Source organism: Phycicoccus duodecadis, assembly GCF_002846495.1.
Classification (GTDB): Bacteria; Actinomycetota; Actinomycetes; order Actinomycetales; family Dermatophilaceae; genus Phycicoccus; species Phycicoccus duodecadis.
On sequence record NZ_PJNE01000001.1, the window covers coordinates 1,863,128 to 1,880,462 of the forward strand.

The 17,335-nt window shown below is 74.9% G+C and carries 13 protein-coding genes and 1 pseudogene; 7 read left to right on the plus strand and 7 right to left on the minus strand.

The genetic code is table 11. The features are described 5' to 3' along the window. Positions 1–3: 3 nt before the first annotated feature. A complete protein-coding gene (locus ATL31_RS16850; RefSeq protein ID WP_101395415.1) occupies positions 4–2,832 on the minus strand; it encodes a DEAD/DEAH box helicase in 2,829 nt (942 codons plus the stop codon). Positions 2,833–3,303: 471 nt separating this feature from the next. Then, a complete protein-coding gene (locus ATL31_RS08705) occupies positions 3,304–3,906 on the minus strand; it encodes a TetR/AcrR family transcriptional regulator (protein WP_211283994.1) in 603 nt (200 codons plus the stop codon). Positions 3,907–4,011: 105 nt separating this feature from the next. On the opposite strand from ATL31_RS08705, the gene ATL31_RS08710 reads away from it, so the two are divergent. From ATL31_RS08710 to ATL31_RS08735, 7 genes and pseudogenes are all read left to right on the plus strand, one after another. Next, positions 4,012–5,232 (plus strand): acetyl-CoA C-acetyltransferase, encoded by a 1,221-nt coding sequence (locus ATL31_RS08710; protein WP_101395417.1) that lies wholly within the window; start codon positions 4,012–4,014, stop codon positions 5,230–5,232. Then, entirely contained in the window at positions 5,229–5,999 is a 771-nt protein-coding gene (locus ATL31_RS08715; RefSeq protein ID WP_101395418.1) for an SDR family oxidoreductase, read from the plus strand. Before ATL31_RS08710 ends, ATL31_RS08715 begins: the two co-directional genes overlap by 4 nt. Beyond that, positions 5,999–6,619, plus strand: a pseudogene (locus ATL31_RS16855) (SDR family oxidoreductase); the annotation flags it as partial. The gene ATL31_RS08715 and the pseudogene ATL31_RS16855, both read left to right, overlap by 1 nt. A 288-nt stretch (positions 6,620–6,907) precedes the next feature. Beyond that, positions 6,908–7,663, plus strand: coding sequence for a 3-oxoacyl-ACP reductase FabG (gene fabG, locus ATL31_RS16525; RefSeq protein WP_170062525.1), 756 nt, complete (start codon positions 6,908–6,910; stop codon positions 7,661–7,663). After that, the gene (locus ATL31_RS08725) at positions 7,663–8,121 is read left to right on the plus strand and encodes a MaoC family dehydratase (RefSeq protein WP_281256261.1); all 459 of its coding nucleotides are present in this window, start codon (positions 7,663–7,665) and stop codon (positions 8,119–8,121) included. The genes fabG and ATL31_RS08725 overlap by 1 nt, the downstream gene beginning before the upstream one ends. Continuing rightward, positions 8,118–9,167 carry a phosphotransferase family protein gene (locus tag ATL31_RS08730; RefSeq protein ID WP_101395420.1) on the plus strand — a complete coding sequence of 350 codons (1,050 nt, stop codon included), beginning with the start codon at positions 8,118–8,120 and terminating at the stop codon, positions 9,165–9,167. The genes ATL31_RS08725 and ATL31_RS08730 overlap by 4 nt, the downstream gene beginning before the upstream one ends. Before the next feature lie 29 nt (positions 9,168–9,196). Beyond that, positions 9,197–10,441: an acyl-CoA dehydrogenase family protein gene (locus tag ATL31_RS08735; RefSeq protein WP_101395421.1), complete on the plus strand. Its 1,245-nt coding sequence runs from the start codon at positions 9,197–9,199 to the stop codon at positions 10,439–10,441. Positions 10,442–10,447: 6 nt separating this feature from the next. Here ATL31_RS08735 and ATL31_RS08740 read toward each other — a convergent pair whose 3' ends face one another. The 5 genes from ATL31_RS08740 to ATL31_RS08760 all read right to left on the minus strand — a co-directional run bounded on the left by ATL31_RS08740 (position 10,448) and on the right by ATL31_RS08760 (position 17,107). Further along, positions 10,448–12,685 carry an FUSC family protein gene (locus tag ATL31_RS08740; protein ID WP_101395422.1) on the minus strand — a complete coding sequence of 746 codons (2,238 nt, stop codon included), beginning with the start codon at positions 12,683–12,685 and terminating at the stop codon, positions 10,448–10,450. Positions 12,686–12,770: 85 nt separating this feature from the next. Then, complete coding sequence (locus ATL31_RS08745; protein ID WP_101395423.1) at positions 12,771–13,325, minus strand: YdeI/OmpD-associated family protein; 555 nt, start codon at positions 13,323–13,325, stop codon at positions 12,771–12,773. 9 nt (positions 13,326–13,334) lie between these two features. Continuing rightward, positions 13,335–14,513 (minus strand): WD40/YVTN/BNR-like repeat-containing protein, encoded by a 1,179-nt coding sequence (locus tag ATL31_RS08750; protein WP_101395424.1) that lies wholly within the window; start codon positions 14,511–14,513, stop codon positions 13,335–13,337. Positions 14,514–14,625: 112 nt separating this feature from the next. Continuing rightward, positions 14,626–15,564 carry an alpha/beta fold hydrolase gene (locus ATL31_RS08755; RefSeq protein WP_245862154.1) on the minus strand — a complete coding sequence of 313 codons (939 nt, stop codon included), beginning with the start codon at positions 15,562–15,564 and terminating at the stop codon, positions 14,626–14,628. Positions 15,565–15,688: 124 nt separating this feature from the next. Continuing rightward, positions 15,689–17,107, minus strand: coding sequence for a L,D-transpeptidase family protein (locus ATL31_RS08760; RefSeq protein ID WP_101395426.1), 1,419 nt, complete (start codon positions 17,105–17,107; stop codon positions 15,689–15,691). Between the last annotated feature and the right edge of the window lie 228 nt (positions 17,108–17,335).

Below are 17,335 nucleotides of genomic sequence, written 5' to 3' on the forward strand. Positions count from 1 at the left end.
ACGTCAGGTCGTGGGGGCGAAGCCGGTGACGGTGAGGGCGGGCTCGCCGGCCTCGTCGGTGGCGCCGAGGTCGAGCTCGGCCGTGATGCGCCAGTCGTGGTCGCCCTCGGGGTCGTCGATGATCTGGGTGACGACCCAGCGGTCGGTCTCGTCCTCGACCCGGAAGAGGGCCGGGCCGCGGGCAGCGGGGCCGGTGGGCACCTCGTCGTACTCGGTGAGGTACTCGGCCGCGGCGTCCTGCCAGGCCTCGGCGGTGAGGCCGCCGTCGAGGGCGGCCAGCGCCTGCCAGCGCCCGAGCGAAAGGAGCTCGACGCGCCGGAACATGCTCTGGCGCACCATGACCCGCAGGGCGCGAGGGTTGGCCGACAGCTTCCGGTTCTCGCCCGGCGGCCGGACGACGGCCCCCGGCTCGTCGGAGGGATGGGTCAGCGCCTCCCACTCGTCGAGCAGGCTCGAGTCGGTGTGCCGCACGACCTCGCCCAGCCACTCGACGAGGTCGTCGAGCTCCTCGGTGCGCGCCGACATCGGCACCGTCGAGCGCAGCGCCCGGTAGGCGTCGGTGAGGTAGCGCAGCACGATGCCCTCGGCGCGCGCCAGCTTGTAGTGGGCCACGAACTCGCCGAACCCCAAGGCACGCTCGAACATCTCGCGGACCACCGACTTGGGCGACAGGTCGCGGGGGTCGACCCACGGATGCCGCTGCCGGTAGGTGCGCAGGCTGAGCTCGAGCAGCTCGGCCAGCGGCCTGGGCCAGGTGACGTCGTCGAGGGCCTCCATCCGCTCCTCGTACTCGAGGCCGTCGGCCTTCATCGCGGCCACGGCCTCGCCACGCGCCTCGAACTGCTGCGCCATCAGGATCTGACGCGGGTCGTCGAGGGTGGCCTCGATGACGCTGACGACGTCGAGGGCGTACTCGGGCGACTCGCGGTCGAGCAGCTCGAGCGCGGCCAGGGCGAAAGCGGACAGCGGCTGGTTGAGGGCGAAGCCGTCGTGCAAGTCGAGGGCGACCTGGAAGGGGCCCTCGTCGTAGCGCCGCCCCGCACGGCGGACGAAGCGCTCGATGGGTGTCGGCTCGGCGGCGGTGCGCTCCGCGGCGGCGTCCCCGTCCCCGGGGGCGGGGACGTCGCCCGTGGTGCCCGCGGCCTCGGAGGGGTGCTGCGCGGGCGGGGTGGGGGTGAGGCCGGCGGCGGCCAGTGCCTCGCCGAGCGCGCCCAGGGCGTTGCCGGGGCCGGCGGGTTCGGGGGCCGGTTCGGGGGCGTCAGGGGCGGGAGGCGCCGGGGTGGCCGGAGCATCCGCGGGGGCGGGTTCGGCGTCGGCGGGGACCCAGTCCTCGACCGACGAGCCGTCGTCGGGCTCGACGACCCCGGCGCGTACCAGCGAGCCCAGCACCTGCACCGCGCGCTCGAGCAGGGCCTCGCGCCGGGCCTCGTCCTCGTGGTTGTCGAGGACGAGGGTGTGCAGTGCCTCCTGCTGGCCCTCCCACTGGTCGAGGACGTTGAGGACCATCGCGTGGGTGACGCGCATCTTCGGGCGCAGCGGCTCGGGGGCGGCGGTGACGAGCTTGTCGTAGGTCGCCTCGGTGTAGGTCAGCACGCCCTCCGGCGGCTTCTTGCGGACGATGCGGCGCTCCTTCTTGGGGTCGCCGCCGGCCCTCGCGAGGGCCTTGGAGTTCTCGATGACGTGTTCGGGCGCCTGGACCACGACGTACCCGACGGTGTCGAAGCCCGCCCGCCCCGCGCGCCCGGCGATCTGGTGGAACTCACGTGCCCGCAGCACCCGCTGCCTGCGCCCGTCGTACTTGATGAGCGAGGTGAGCAGCACGGTGCGGATGGGCACGTTGATGCCGACGCCGAGGGTGTCGGTGCCGCAGATGACCGCGAGCAGGCCGGCCTGCGCGAGGGTCTCGACGAGGCGCCGGTACTTCGGCAGCATCCCCGCGTGGTGGACCCCGATGCCGTGCAGCACGAGGCGGCGCAGGGTCTGGCCGAAGCCGGGGCCGAACCGGAAGCCGCCGACGGCCTCCTTGAGGGCGGCCTTGCGCTCGGCCCCGACGACGTCGACCGAGGCCAGGGCCTGGGCCTGCTCGACCGCGCCGGCCTGGGTGAACGACACCACGTAGACCGGCGCCCGGTCGTCGCGCAGCAGCAGCTCGATGGTCTCGTGGACGGCGGTCAGCACCCACTCGTGCTCGAGCGGCACGGGGCGCTCGACCCCCGTCACGGCCACGACGTCACGGTCGGTGCGGCGGCGGAGGTCGCGCTCGAGCTCGGTGGTGTCGCCGAGGGTGGCCGACATCAGCAGCATCTGGGTCTCGGGGAGGAGCAGCAGCGGCACCTGCCACGCCCAGCCGCGGTCGGGCTCGCCGTAGAAGTGGAACTCGTCCATGACGACGAGCCCGATGTCGGACGCGTCGCGCTCGCGCAGGGCGTGGTTGGCGAGGACCTCGGCGGTGGCGCAGATGATGGGCGCACCGGGGTTGACGGCCGCGTCGCCGGTGAGCATCCCGACCTGCTGGGCACCGAAGGTCTCGACGAGCGCGAAGAACTTCTCGGAGACCAGCGCCTTGATGGGGGCCGTGTACCAGGAGCGGCGCCCCGTGGCGAGGGCCTGCGCGTGGGCGGCGACCGCGACGAGCGACTTGCCCGATCCGGTCGGGGTGGCGAGGACGACGTGGGCGCCCTCGGCCAGCGCGAGGACGGCCTCCTCCTGCGCCGGGTAGAGGGCGAAGCCGCGCTCACCGGCCCACTCGACGAAGGCGTCGAGCGCGGCGTCGGCGCCGATGCCCGGGCGGCCGGGGGCGAGGTCGCCGGTGAGGCGGTCGGTGAGCGTCATCCCGGCGATTCTCCCCCACGGGGGAGGGACGGCCGGCCGCCGGCCGACGGTGGTGCGGCTGCCGAGGCCGCGGGCGCCGTGGTGAGGTCCGGACGCTCCCGATGCCGAGCCGCCCCCGAGGGGGAGGTGCGCCGTGCCCTCTCGGATGCTCCCGCTGGTGGTACATCCGAGAGGCGGCGATGGCGTGCGGCGGGGACGGTGGAGGTGCTCCCGGTCGGGGTGCATCCGAGAGGCCCCGCTCGCAGCCTGTCGGCCGGGCTCGGTGAGCCGGGGCGTCCGGCGCCGGCGCCGGGATGACCGGCGAGGGTCTGCGCCAGCATCACGATGATGCCCTCGGGGCCGCGCACGGAGCAGAGCCGGTCGATGTCCTGGTGGTCGGCGATCTCGCCGACCAGCCCGTATCCGAGCCCGCGCAGGCGACCGACCACCTCGGGACCCCCATGTTCGGGACATCCGTCCGGCGGGCTCCGGCTAGCGCACGACCCCGACGATGCGCAGGGCCACGTCGGCGTAGTGCTCGCCCAGCTCCTCCGGCGTCCAGGCCCCGCCGTCGCGCCACCAGCGGGCGACGTCCACCCCGAGCGACAGCAGCGCCGCGGCGGCGATCCGGGGCTCGGGGCACGCGAACACCCCCGCGTCGACCCCGTCACGCACCACGGCCTGGACCTCGGCGTCGATGGCGTGCCGCAGGGCCGTGATCTCGTCGAGGTGCTCGGGCGCCAGCGCGGCCAGCTCGTAGTTCACGACGCGCGCCGAGGTGTGCGAGCGCGCGTGGTAGGTCACGAAGTCGCGCACCACGGCCCGCAGCCGCTCGACGTGGTCCTCGCTGGACGCCCGGGCCGCCCGCAGGATGCCGAGCGTCGTCTCGTGCCCCCGCCGCGAGATCCGGAAGAGGATCTCCTCCTTCGAGCGGTGATGCACGTACAGCGCGGCCGGGCTCATCCCCGCCGCCGCCGCGATGTCGCGGGTGGTCGTCCCGTGGAAGCCCTGCGCGGCGAAGGTCTCGACGGCCGCCGCGAACAGCCGGTCGCGGGGCTCCTCGGGGCGCACGGCCCGTCGTGAGGGACTGCTCACGCCGCCTCCTCCCGGGGTTGACGGCGGTGCGCCGCCCGTCCATGCTGGGGCTGAACAAGCGCTTAGTCAAGCACAGGAACACCCGCTGCCCCACGGAGGTGCACGATGCCCGAAGCCGTGATCGTCGCGACCGCGAGGTCCCCGATCGGCCGGGCCCGCAAGGGTTCCCTGGCCTCGGCCCGCCCCGACGACCTCGCCGTCCAGATGCTCGAGGCCGCGCTCGCGCAGGTCCCCGCGCTCGACCGCGGCGAGATCGAGGACCTGATGCTCGGTGTGGGGCAGCCCGCCGGGGAGTCCGGCTACAACCTCGCGCGCGTCGTCGCCGTCCTGGCCGGGATGGACCACCTGCCCGGCACCACCGTCAACCGCTACTGCTCCTCCTCCCTGCAGACGACCCGGATGGCGCTGCACGCCATCCGCTCCGGCGAGGGCCACGCCTTCGTCTCGATGGGCGTCGAGACCGTGAGCCGCTACGAGAACGGGCGCGCCGACGGCATCCCGGGCAGCCAGAACCCCCGTTTCGACGACGCCACCGCTCGCACCGCGCGCCGCTCCGAGGGAGGCGCCCCCACGTGGAGCGACCCCCGCGACGACGGCGACCTGCCCGACATCTACATCGCGATGGGGCAGACGGCCGAGAACGTCGCCCAGCTCAAGGGCGTCACCCGCGAGGACCAGGACCGCTTCGGCGTCCGCAGCCAGAACCGCGCCGAGCAGGCCATCGCCGACGGGTTCTGGGCCACGGACATCACCCCGGTCACCCTCCCCGACGGCACGGTCGTCGACCACGACGACGGCCCGCGCGCGGGGGTCACCTACGAGGCCGTCTCCCAGCTCCAGCCGGTGTTCCGCCCCGACGGCACCGTCACCGCCGGCAACTGCTGCCCGCTCAACGACGGTGCCGCGGCCGTGGTCGTCATGAGCGACGTCCGGGCCCGTGAGCTGGGCGTCACCCCGCTCGCGCGCATCGTCTCCACCGCGGTCTCGGGCCTCAGCCCCGAGATCATGGGCCTCGGCCCGGTCGACGCCAGCCGCCGCGCCCTCGAGCGCGCCGGCATGGGCATCGGCGACGTCGACCTGGTCGAGCTCAACGAGGCCTTCGCGGCCCAGGTCATCGCCTCGGCCCGCGAGCTGGGCATCGACGACGACCGGCTCAACGTCCACGGTGGGGCCATCGCGGTCGGCCACCCGTTCGGGATGACCGGCGCGCGCCTCACCTCCACCCTCATCAACGGGCTCCGTCACCGCGACGGGCAGATCGGACTGGAAACCATGTGCGTCGGCGGCGGTCAGGGCATGGCGATGGTGCTGGAGCGGCTGTCATGAGCGCCGCAGCGCCCCAGCGGCGCCTCGAGGGCCGCACCGCGCTGGTCACCGGCGCCAGCCGCGGCATCGGGCTCGGCATCGCCGAGCGGATCGTCGCCGAGGGCGGGCGCGTCGTGCTCACCGCCCGGGGCCAGGACGCCCTCGACGAGGCGGTCGCCCACCTCGGCGGCCCCGAGCACGCCGCCGCCGTCGCGGGCAAGGCTGACGACGCCGACCACCGCGCGGCCGCCGTGCAGGAGTGCCTCGACCGCTTCGGGTCCCTCGACCTGCTGGTCAACAACGCCGGCATCAACCCGGCCTACGGGCCGCTGATGGGCCTCGACCTCGGCATCGCGCGCAAGATCGTCGAGGTCAACGTGGTCGCGGCCCTCGCGTGGACCCAGGCCGCCCACACCGCCTGGATGCGCGAGCACGGCGGCTCCGTCGTCAACGTCGCCTCGGTCGCCGGCATCAAGCCCGCCCCCGGCATCGCCATGTACGGCACCAGCAAGGCCGCGCTCATCCACCTCACCGAGGAGCTGGCCGTCGAGCTCGGCCCCGGGGTGCGGGTCAACGCCGTCGCGCCGGCCGTGGTCAAGACCGACTTCGCCAAGGCGCTCTACGAGGGCCGTGAGGAGGAGGTGGCCGCGCAGTACCCCCTGAAGCGCCTCGGCGTGCCCGACGACATCGGCAGCGTCGTGGCCTTCCTCCTCTCGGACGACGCCGGCTGGCTCACCGGGCAGACCGTGGTCGTCGACGGCGGGGTCACCCTCACCGGGGGCGTCTGATGGCGGACGTGGCGCCGGGCGCCTCCGGCGCCGTCGGGGTCGTCGTGACCGGCGCCGCCCACGGCATCGGCGAGGCCCTGACCCGCCGGATGGCCGCGGCCGGCCTGCGGGTCGTGGCGGCCGACGTCGACGGCGACGCCCTGGCCGAGGTCGCCGACTCCACCGGCGCCCACCCGCTCGTGGCCGACCTCGCCACGGACGCCGGCGTCACCGCGCTGGTCGAGGGGGCGCTCGCCCACCTCGGCGACATCGACGTCTGGTTCGGCAACGCCGGCATCGACCTCGGCGACGGGCTCGCCTCCACCGACGAGCAGTGGGCCCGCACGCACGACGTCAACGTGATGGCGCACGTGCGCGCCGCCCGGCTGCTGGTGCCCCGCTGGCTCGAGCGCGGGTCGGGCCGCTTCGTCGTGACCGCCTCGGCGGCCGGCCTCCTCACGATGCTGGGCAGCCCCACCTACTCGGTCAGCAAGCACGGCGCGGTCGCGTTCGCCGAGTGGCTCTCGGCCACCTACCGCCACCGCGGCGTGGTGGTGCAGGCGATCTGCCCGCAGGGCGTCGCCACCCGGATGCTCGAGGCGGCCGCCGGCCTGCAGGAGATGCTGGGCCGCGACGACACCCGCACCCCCGCCGAGGTCGCCGACCTCGCGTTCGAGGCGCTGGCCCACGACCGCTTCTACGTGCTGCCCCACCCCGAGGTCGCGGGCTACTCCGCCGCCCGCGCCGCCGACCCCGACCGGTGGCTGGCCGGGATGAACCGCCTCCAGCGCAAGCTCGAGGACGCCGGCACCCTGCCCGGCCCCGGCGGGGCGCGCGCGAGGCGACCCGCACCGACTCGCCCGCCTGACCGCGTCACCGACCACACTGGGCGCTGGACCCACCGGCCGCCCCGACCCGCAAGGAGCACCATGAGCACCCCCCGCACCGCCGTCGTCACCGGAGCCGCCCGCGGCATCGGCGCCGAGGTCGCCCGCCGCCTCGCGTCCGACGGGATGGCCGTGGCCGTCGTCGACCTCGACGAGTCCGCCTGCCAGAGCGTCGTCGACGACATCACCCACGCCGGTGGCCGGGCCCTGGCCGTGGGCTGCGACGTCGCCGACGAGGCCGCCGTCACCGCCGCCGTCGAGCGCATCGCCACCGAGCTGGGCGCCCCCACCGTGCTGGTCAACAACGCCGGCATCATCCGCGACAACCTGCTCTTCAAGATGACCACCGACGACTGGGACGCCGTGATGAACGTGCACCTGCGCGGCGCCTTCCTGATGAGCCGCGCCTGCCAGGCGCACATGGTCGAGGCGAAGTTCGGGCGCATCGTCAACCTCTCGAGCACCTCGGCCCTCGGCAACCGCGGCCAGGCCAACTACGCCGCCGCCAAGGCCGGCATGCAGGGCTTCACCAAGACGCTCGCGTTCGAGCTGGGGCGCTACGGCGTCACCGCCAACGCCATCGCGCCCGGCTTCATCGCCACCGACATGACCGCCGCCACCGCCGCGCGGGTCGGCATGGAGTTCGAGGCCTTCAAGGAGGCCGCGGCCAAGGAGATCCCGGTGGCGCGGGTCGGCCGCCCCGAGGACATCGCGCACACCGCGTCGTTCCTCTGCAGCGAGGGCGCCGGGTTCGTGTCGGGCCAGGTCATCTACGTGGCCGGCGGCCCGAGGGACTGATGGCGGTGCGCACCTTCAGCGGCATCGACGACCTGCGCACGGCCGTCGGCACCCACCTGGGGTACTCGCCCTGGCACACCGTGACCCAGGAGCAGGTCGACCTCTTCGCCGAGGCGACCGGTGACCACCAGTGGATCCACGTCGACCCCGAGCGGGCGGCATCCGGCCCGTTCGGCGGCACCATCGCGCACGGCTACCTCACCCTGTCGCTGGTGCCGATGCTGGTGTGGCAGGTCTACGCGGTCGAGGGGATCGCGATGGGGGTCAACTACGGCAGCGACCGGGTGCGCTTCCCGTCGCCGGTGCGCGTCGGCTCGCAGGTGCGCGCCGGGGTCGAGCTCCTGGCGCTCGAGCCGGGCGGCGGTGGCTTCCAGCTGCGGGCGCGCGTCACCGTCGAGGTCGAGGGCCAGGGCAAGCCCGGCTGCGTCGCCGAGGTCCTGAGCGTGCTCGTCCCGTGACGACCGAGACCCCGGGGCTCGACCCCGCCGCCCTCTCGGCCTGGTGGCGCGAGCACCTGGCCGGCGACCCGGCCACCGCGCTGGGCGAACGCGACCTCACCGCCACGCTCATCGCCGGGGGCAAGTCGAACCTCACCTACCGGGTCGGCGACGGCGAGCGCACCTGGATCGTGCGGCGTCCGCCGCTCGGCCACGTGCTGGCGACCGCGCACGACATGGGCCGCGAGTACACCGTCATCTCGGCGCTCGGCCCCACCGCCGTGCCGGTGCCGGCCACGTACGCCCACGTCGAGGACGAGGCCGTCCTGGGCGCCCCGTTCTACGTGATGGCCGACGTCGCGGGGACGCCGTACCGCACTGCCGCCCAGCTGGCCCGGCTCGGCCCCGAGCGCACCCGCGTCATCAGCGAGCGGATGGTGGACACCCTCGCCGCACTGCACGCCGTCGACCCGGCCGCGGTCGGGCTCGCCGACTTCGGCCGACCCGACGGCTTCCTGACCCGGCAGGTGCGGCGCTGGCGCGGGCAGATGCAGAAGTCGCTGACCACCGAGCGCCCGCTCGAGGCGCGCCTGGCCGACGCCCTGGCCGCCGGCGTCGAGACCGCCGAGGCCGAGGCGCGCCCCGGCATCGTCCACGGCGACTACCGGCTCGACAACATCCTCACGAACGACGCCGACGAGATGGCCGCCGTCATCGACTGGGAGATGGCGACCCTCGGCGACACCCGCACCGACGTCGCGCTGCTCGTCCTCTACGGCCGCCTGGCCGAGCTCGCCCCCGGGGCCGTGGCCGACGCCGTGCGCGCACCCGGTCACCTCGACGAGGCCGGGATGCTCGAGCGGTACGCCGCCGCCTCCGGCACCGGTGCCCTCGACCTCGACTTCCACGTGGGGCTGGCCGCCTACAAGCTCGCGGCCATCCTCGAGGGCATCCACCACCGCTACCTCGCCGGGCAGACCGTCGGCGGGGGCTTCGAGGGGGTCGGCTCCGTCGTCGACCCGCTGCTGCGGGCGGGGCTCGACGCCCTGGCCCGACCGTCGCACTGACCACCACCGCCGCACCCGAGGAGCACCCCATGGACTTCGCCCACGACGCCCGCACCGAGGAGCTGCGCACCGAGCTGCTCGACTTCATCGGCAGCCACGTGGCCCCGGCGGAGCCGGCCTTCGTCGAGCAGGTCGCGGCCCTCGACGACCCCTGGGCCTGGTCGACGGTCCCGGTGCTCGAGGAGCTGCGGGCCGAGGCGCGGCGGCGCGGGCTCTGGAACCTGTTCCTGCCCGGCCAGACCGGCGGCGAGACCCTGGGGGCGGGCCTGACCAACCTCCAGTACGCCCCCCTGGCCGAGCTCACCGGGCGGCTGGGCCGGCTGGCCCCCGCGGCCCTGAACTGCGCGGCGCCCGACACCGGCAACATGGAGGTGTTGGCGATGTTCGGCAGCGCCGAGCAGAAGGAGCGCTGGCTGACGCCGCTGCTCGAGGCCCGCACCCGCTCGGCCTTCGCGATGACCGAGCCCGACGTCGCCTCGTCCGACGCCACCAACATCTCCACGGCCATCCGGCGCGACGGTGACGAGTACGTCGTCAGTGGGCGCAAGTGGTGGATCACCGGGGCGATGAACCCCCAGTGCGAGATCTTCATCGTGATGGGCAAGACCGACCCCGGCGCCGACCGGCACCGGCAGCAGTCGATGGTGCTGGTGCCGCGCGACGCCGAGGGCGTCGAGGTCGTGCGCCCGATGCAGGTGTTCGGCTACGACGACCGCGAGCACGGCGGGCACGCCGAGCTGGCGTTCCACGACGTGCGCATCCCGGCGAGCAACCTCATCGGCGAGGAGGGCGCGGGCTTCGCCATCGCCCAGGCGCGCCTCGGCCCCGGCCGCATCCACCACTGCATGCGCGCGATCGGGGTGGCCGAGATGGCCATCGAGCTGATGTGCGCCCGCGCCTCGGAGCGGGTGGCGTTCGGCCGGCCGCTGTCGGAGCAGGGCGTCATCCGCGACTGGATCGCCGAGTCGCGGGTGCGCCTCGAGCAGCTGCGGCTGCTGGTGCTCAAGGCCGCGTGGCTGATGGACACCCAGGGCAACAAGGGCGCGCACACCGAGATCCAGGCCATCAAGATCGCGACGCCGGCCACGGTCGAGTGGATCCTCGACAAGGCCATCCAGGTGCACGGCGCCGGCGGCATCTCGCAGGACTTCCCGCTGGCCGAGGCCTGGGCGATGAACCGCACGCTGCGCTTCGCCGACGGACCCGACGAGGTGCACAAGAACGCACTGGCCAAGGCCGAGATGAGGCGCCAGGCGGCCGCCGCCGGTCGCTGACCGCGGTCAGCGCAGGCCGGTGGGTGCCGGGACGGTCGTCGTGTGCACCACCTGCAGCAGGGTGGCGGCCAGGTGGTGCAGGTGGCGCACCACCGGGTCGTCGTCGGAGGCCGCGGCATCCTGGAAGAGCAGGTGGTCGGCCTCGGCCAGCGGCTCCTCGGCCGCGGGGACGGCCGACCCGGGCGGCTGCTGCGAGATCGCCCGCAGCGCCTCGGCCAGGTGTGCCACGGCCGCTCCGGTGGCCGCCGGGGCGACGAGCGGGCGGCGCTGCACGGCCACCACCAGGGCCCGGCACTGCGACACCGCCGCCACGTAGAGGCGCAGCCGCCGCGCGGTCCGCGGCCCCGCGCCCCCGAAGCCGACCTGGCGGGTGAGGGGTCGCGCGACCAGGGCGAGCCGCCGGGCGTCGTCGTCGAGCCGGCGCACCCGGGCGTCGAGGTCGACGGCCGCGCCGGCGGCGTCGGCGGCGTCGGCCTCCCCGGCCGCGGCGTGCTCCCCCACGCCGTCGAGCAGCGCGACCATCGAGTCCAGCATCGCGTCGCGGGCGCTGCGCACGGTGGCGCGCGTCGACAGCGGCGCGAACAGCAGGGCCACCGCGATGCCGGCGACCACCCCGATGGCGGTCTCGCCCAGCCGCACCTCGAGCACCCCCACGCTGTAGGTGCCGATCAGCGTGTACATCTCGCCGAGCAGCACCGTGATGAAGAACGTCATGGCCGCCTGCGAGACGCGGGCCAGGTAGAAGGCCGCGAAGATGGACACCAGGATGATCGCGAGCACCAGCAGGTCGTGCCCGGCGGTGAGCCGCGCCAGCACCACGGCGCCGGCCAGCCCGACCACCGTGCCCGCGACGCGTGCGACGCCCTTGTCGATGGTCTCGAAGCGCGACCCGGTGCCGGTGAACATGATGAACGCGGTGATGACGGCCCAGTAGAAGCGCGTCGGCGACAGCAGCGTCCCCAGCCCGATCGCCACCACCCCGGCCATCGCCACCTGGACGGCCTGGCGGGTGGTCATGGACAGCCGGGTGAGCGGGTTCCACGCCGCGCCGGAGGCGGCGACGCCGCTCGCGACGGCCGCCGAGCCGGGCAGGCCGCCGAACGCCAGCGCCGACGCGGCTTCGAACTCCGCCTCGCCGGGGTCGACCTCCGGCGGCTCGTCGGCCGTGGCCTCGAACCGCAGGAACTCCTCGATGCCGTAGGCCAGGCTGCGCGCCCACCACCAGCCCTCGCCCCCGGCGGCCTGGACCTCGTCGGCGGACCGGCGCAGCTGCGCGCAGTCGACCAGCGCCGCCACGTCGAGCCGCGAGGCCAGATGGTGGGCGGCCGAGCCGGCCAGCGCACGCAGCACCGGCTCGGCATCCTGCAGGCGCACCGCAGCCCGGGCCACCCGCTCGGCCGCCGCCTGGGCCTCGATCAGCCGGCGCCGCAGCGCCGCGGCCGACCAGCCCTCGGGGACGGCCGAGCGGTCGGCCGACCAGGCGTCGACCAGCAGCGCCGCCTCGCCCAACCCGGCGCGGCGGGCGCGCAGCACGCGCTCGGCCCGAGCCCGCTGCCGGGCGTTCGCGGGCGGGACGGCCAGCAGGTCGGCGGCCTCGCGGGCCACCGCGCGCCCCCGGGAGAAGAACGACCCCAGGGTGGAGTGCAGGATGCGGCGCGGGTTGGTCGACAGCACCGTCGTGCCGAGCAGGCAGACCCACGCCGACGCGACGACCGCGGCCAGCACGAGCTCGGGGACGAGGACCCACCGCGCCTTGAGGAAGGTCGCGAAGAAGAAGCCCATCCAGGTCATGAACCCGTAGAAGAACCACGCCCCGCCGAAGCGCCGCACCCACACCGCGGCGAACAGCACCACGGCGAAGGCCGCCACCTGGAGCAGCCGATGGGTGTTGGTGAGGACCGCCAGCACCAGCCCCACCGTGACGGCGACCGGGAACCCCGCGGCGGCCGGCAGCTTCTCGCGGCGCAGCATCCCCGCCAGCGCGTTCGACCCGATCATCGCGACGACGGCGCCGAACAGGGTCATGGCGAACGCGGCCGGCCCGGGGACGGCGAGCAGGCGGGCGACCAGCTGCAGCACCCCGATGGTGGTGCTGACGCCGACGACCACGGTGACGGCGGTGCGCAGCCGCCCGTAGCCCGGGTCGGAGGCGACGACGCGGTCGCGCGTGGTCAGCGCCCAACGGTGCAGGCGCTCCCCGACGCGCTCGGGGGCCGGCGGCAGCGGCACCTCGCGACCCGACATCGTGCGGTCCGTTCCCTTCGGCTCACCTGCGTCCAGGAGCCGATGCTAGCCGCCGGGGGCAGGAGGCCAGGACGCCGCGGGCCGGTCAGGTGGGCTCGGGCAGCTTCCCGCTGCGCGCGACGTCGGGGTCGGTGCACGAGGCCAGGTCGAAGCAGCACGGACGGCGCTTGCCGTGGTCCATCTTGTCGATGCTGACGCCCACCCGCTTGGCCCGGGTGTCGGGGTTGCGGGTGGCCCCGACCCAGCGCACCCACTCCCAACGGGCCATCGGCGTGATGTCGTCCCAGATGTCGCGGATGTGCGCGGGCGCGGCCGCGAGCGCCGCGCCGAGGTCGCCCGGGACCGTCGGCTCGGGCCAGTCGTCGACCGCCTCGACCGCCACCTCGACGACGTCACCCGGGGCGACGCCGGCCGCCGCGGCCAGGTCGTGGTCGACGCGCAGCCAGTGGCCGCGCCGGCCGTCGGGCTCGATGACCGTGCTGAACGCCCGCCCACCGAACGTGCCGGCCACCGCCACCTGGCCCCGCGACGGCAGCGCCCGGCTGGCCTCGGCGGGCAGGCGGACCAGCATCGTGGAGCCCACCACCTCGAGGCCGCCCGAGAAGGTCACCTCGGCGGTGGAGCGCGTCGTGCTCGCCATCGCTCCAGCCTACGAGCCGGCGACCGGGACGACCGCCGGCTCGAGGACCACGTCGACCGACAGGACGGTCGGCAGGTGCCGGGCGACCTCGCTCCAGGTCTCCCCCTCGTCACGGCTGGCGAACACCGACCCGGAGTTGGTGCCGAAGTAGACGCCGGCCGGGTCCTGGTGGTCGCCGGTCATCCCCTGGCGCAGCACGGTGAAGAAGCACGCCTCCTGCGGCAGCCCCTCGCGCATCGCCTCCCAGGTGGCGCCGGCGTCGCGCGAGCGCCACACGGCCGCCGACGCGTCCGGCGGGAAGCGGCCCTCCATGTCGCCGTTCAGCGGCAGCGTCCACACCGTCCCGCCGTCGTGCGGGTGCGCCCACAGGGGGAAGCCGAAGGTCGAGGGCAGCCCGGCCGTCACGTCGTGCCAGGTGCCGGCGCCGTCGTCGGAGCGCCACACCCCGTGGTGGTTCTGCTGGTAGAGCCGCCCGCCGGGCGCGCCCTCCATGTGGTGCACGCACAGCCCGGTGTGGCCGTCGGAGGCCGACGCGGGATGGTCGTACGCGTCACCGGCGTGCGGGTCGGCCAGGTCGTTGCGCCGCTCCCACGTCACGCCGCCGTCGGTGGTGGCGAAGACCCCTGCCGACGAGATGCCGAGCCACATCCGCTCCGGGTCCTGCGGGTCGGCGACGATGGTGTGCAGGACGAGCCCGGCGCCCCCGGGGACCCACTCCTCCCGCGAGGGGTGGTCGCTGAGGCCCTTGACCTCGTCCCAGGTGCGGCCGTCGTCGTCGCTGACCAGCAGCATCGCGGGCTTGGTCCCGGCGTAGAGGCGGCCGGCCGAGCGCCCGAGCGACCAGACCTGCGCGAACCGGTCGCCGAAGGGCACAGGCTCCTCGGTCCAGCCCATCATCGCGGCGAACCCCGGGTCGTTCGCGGCCCACTGGTCGAGCTGCCCGGTGGTCAGCTTCGTGAGCTCCCACGTGTGGCCGGCGTCGTCCGAGCGCCAGACCCCCGCGCCCGTCCAGTCGCTGCCACCGCCGGCCCACATCGTGCCGGTGGCGGGGTCGCCGACGGCGTGGTTGATGGGCCACCCGTCGCAGTACGGCCCGCGTACCCGCCAGTGCCCCCGGTCGGCGTCACCGTCGAGGACGAACGCCCCCTTGCTCGTCCCCACCAGCAGGTGGATCGTCGGCTCGGACATCACGCTCCCCTTCCCTCCGGGTCGCCGGTCCCCCCACCGGGGGCCGGCGCCGACCAGTGTCCCGAGCCACGTCCGGCGCGGCAAGGGCCGGCGGTCAGGGGCCGGAGGCGGCTCACGACGGCACCGGGCTCTCGAGCACCGCGCGCAGGGTGGCCGCGAACGCGTCGGGCTCGCCGGTCTGGCCGAACTCCCCGCCGAGGAACCCGTTGTGGCCGCCGGGGAAGACCACCGGCTCGACCCCCAGGGCGGCCGCCAGCGCGTAGCCCGACCGCGCGGCCATCTCGCCGTCGGTGGGTCCGCCCGACTGCGCCCCCACACCGACGACGACGCGGGTGGCGGCGCGGCCGACGGCCTCCACGTCCACGCCGTCACGGGCCCCGCCGCCGCGCAGGTTCGCCATCAGCGGGTCGTCGCGGCGGCCGTCGTCCTCGGCGGAGAGGCCGAACATCGCGGGGTCGGGCGCGGGGGCGCCGAGCGCGTCGGCCGGCACCTGGCCCCGGTGCATCACGTGGGCGATGAAGCGCGCCATCGCCGGCCCGTGGCCCTCGCGGTCGTAGGTGTCGAGGATGTCGGCCTGCACCGCGGCCAGCCGCTCGGCATCCGGGAGCAGGCCCCCGGCGGGGGGCTCGTGCGCGACGAGGGTGCGCAGGTCGTCGGGATACCGTGCGACCAGCCCCAGGGCGACGACCGCGCCACCGGAGGACCCGAAGAGGTCGACCGGGCCGCGCCCCAGCGCCGCGAGGAGCGCGTGCAGGTCGGCGGCGTGCTCGGCGGTGGTCACGGCCGCCGTCGGCTCGTCGCGCGTGCTGCGCCCGGTGTTGCGCGGGTCGTAGGTGACGACGACGCGGTCGGGGAAGTGCGAGGCCAGGGTGGCGAAGCCGGTCGCGGGCATCGGGGCCCCGATGAGGAGCAGCGGCGGCCGGTCGGGGGTCGTCGAGGCGAGGTCACCCCGTACGTCGTAGGTGAGGACGGCCCCCTCCACGGGGAGGGTGGCGGTGGTGGGCGCGGGGCCGGGATGCGTCGTCATACCCGGGTGGACCGGCGGGGGCACCGGAACTCATCGGTGCCGCGTCGAGAGGAGGCGACACGCCGACCGGAGTCGCCGGTCGCCTGCGTGTCGCCTCCTCTCGAGGGGCGTCGAAGGGAGGTGGCACCGGCCGCCCGGCCGCAGGTGGTCACGAGTGGACGGCGACCGGGGTGCCGATGGGCGCGAAGTCGTAGACCCACTTCGCGACCGGCACCGGGAGGTTCACGCAGCCGTGCGAGGCGGCGTACCCGAACGTCGAGCGCCAGTAGGCCCCGTGCAGCGCGATCCCTCCGTCGAAGAACGTCGACCACGGGACGTCGGGCGTCTCGTAGTCGCTGCCGTCGGCGTTGCTGCCGCGCATCGTCATCAGCGGGTTCTTGTAGTAGACGTGGAAGGTGCCCAGCCGGGTCGGGGTCTTCGGCGCGCCGTTGACCATCGCGACGGGGCCGTAGACCACCTTCGCGCCGACGTAGGCGGTCATGGTGTGCGCCCCGAGGTCGACGTCGATCCACTTCTCGCCGTCGGCCGCGGGGTAGGCCAGCTTCTCGGCGCCGACGGCGACGGTGCGGTCCTCCCAGGAGGCCGCGACGATGTCGTAGGCGAACGTGCCCCGGTAGTTCTTGCCACCCGCCATCGCCGCGAGGGCGGCTTTCGCGAGCTCGGCACCGTTGGTGACGACGCGGCCGTCGTGCTTCTGGTCGACGATGCTCAGCACGTCGCCCGCGGCGCTGACGTTGCGCAGGCCGTCGCTGGGCTCGGACTTGGCGTCGGCGGCCAGCGAGTCGACCCACGAACGCACCGCGGCGGCATCGATGGTGGGGGCACCCGGCACGCCGCCGGTGACGGGGATGGTGACCCACGAGGCCTTGAGGGCGGGCCGGGCCACGACCGGCTGCTCACCGTCGGACACCGAGACCGTGTGGGCGACCAGGGCGTTCGCGGCGTCGGCGACCTTCTGCGCGGCGGCCGTGGTGACCGCCGGGTCGAGGGTCACGAAGCGGAGCGTGGCGGTGACGGGCCTCAGGCCGGTGGCGGCTCGCTCGACGACGTCCTGGAAGCTCGCCGGGTCGACGGTGGCGCCGGCGACGGCCGGAGTGACCGCGAACGAGACCTTGTCGGCGGCGAGTGCGACCGAGGCGTCCTTGCCGACCTTGCCGGCGGCAGCGACGAGGTCGGTGGCGACGGCCTCGACCCGGGAGTCGTCGGAGGCGACGACGGCGTCGACGTCGCGGGGGGTGACGAGGGAGGTGGCGTAGGAGGACCACGAGCGGTTGGCCGCGAACACGGAGTCGACGGTGGCGTCGACGTCGACGGAGTAGCCGAGCTGGGCGAGGCTGCGGCTGCTCGTGGTCCCGCCGGCCCGCACCTCGAGGCGCAGGGCGGCGGCGCGCTCGCGGACCGAGGCGGCGACCTGGTCGCGCGTCATCCCCGCGACGGCCTGCCCGGCGACGGTGCTGCCCGGCAGCGCCCGGTCCTGGTAGTGGGCGGCGTACGCCGTCCCCACGCCCCCCAGCGCCATCGGGATCGCGACGGCAGCGGTGAGCAGCACCTTGCTGCGCTTGTTCATGTGGTTCTACCTCTCGCGGCTCGCCGTCGCGAGCCCTCGTCCCGGGACCATGATGAGGCCGACGCCCCGGAATCGCACGTTCATCCAGATCTCGATCCGGCCCGCGCGCCGCCCCTCGGGGATGCCGGGTGGTGTCGAGCTCCGCCTCGCCGCGACCTTCGGGCCCCGCCGGGGGGCCGGCTGAGGAAGAGTGGGGCGAGGTCCCCCGCCGACGACGGACGTCGGCCC

Coding starts and splice junctions, on each gene's coding strand:
- ATL31_RS16850 (WP_101395415.1), bottom strand. CDS start 2,832: ATGACGCTCACCGACCGCCTCACCGGCGACCTCGCCCCCGGCCGCCCG.
- ATL31_RS08710 (WP_101395417.1), top strand. CDS start 4,012: ATGCCCGAAGCCGTGATCGTCGCGACCGCGAGGTCCCCGATCGGCCGG.
- ATL31_RS08715 (WP_101395418.1), top strand. CDS start 5,229: ATGAGCGCCGCAGCGCCCCAGCGGCGCCTCGAGGGCCGCACCGCGCTG.
- fabG (WP_170062525.1), top strand. CDS start 6,908: ATGAGCACCCCCCGCACCGCCGTCGTCACCGGAGCCGCCCGCGGCATC.
- ATL31_RS08725 (WP_281256261.1), top strand. CDS start 7,663: ATGGCGGTGCGCACCTTCAGCGGCATCGACGACCTGCGCACGGCCGTC.
- ATL31_RS08735 (WP_101395421.1), top strand. CDS start 9,197: ATGGACTTCGCCCACGACGCCCGCACCGAGGAGCTGCGCACCGAGCTG.
- ATL31_RS08740 (WP_101395422.1), bottom strand. CDS start 12,685: ATGTCGGGTCGCGAGGTGCCGCTGCCGCCGGCCCCCGAGCGCGTCGGG.
- ATL31_RS08745 (WP_101395423.1), bottom strand. CDS start 13,325: ATGGCGAGCACGACGCGCTCCACCGCCGAGGTGACCTTCTCGGGCGGC.
- ATL31_RS08750 (WP_101395424.1), bottom strand. CDS start 14,513: ATGTCCGAGCCGACGATCCACCTGCTGGTGGGGACGAGCAAGGGGGCG.
- ATL31_RS08760 (WP_101395426.1), bottom strand. CDS start 17,107: ATGAACAAGCGCAGCAAGGTGCTGCTCACCGCTGCCGTCGCGATCCCG.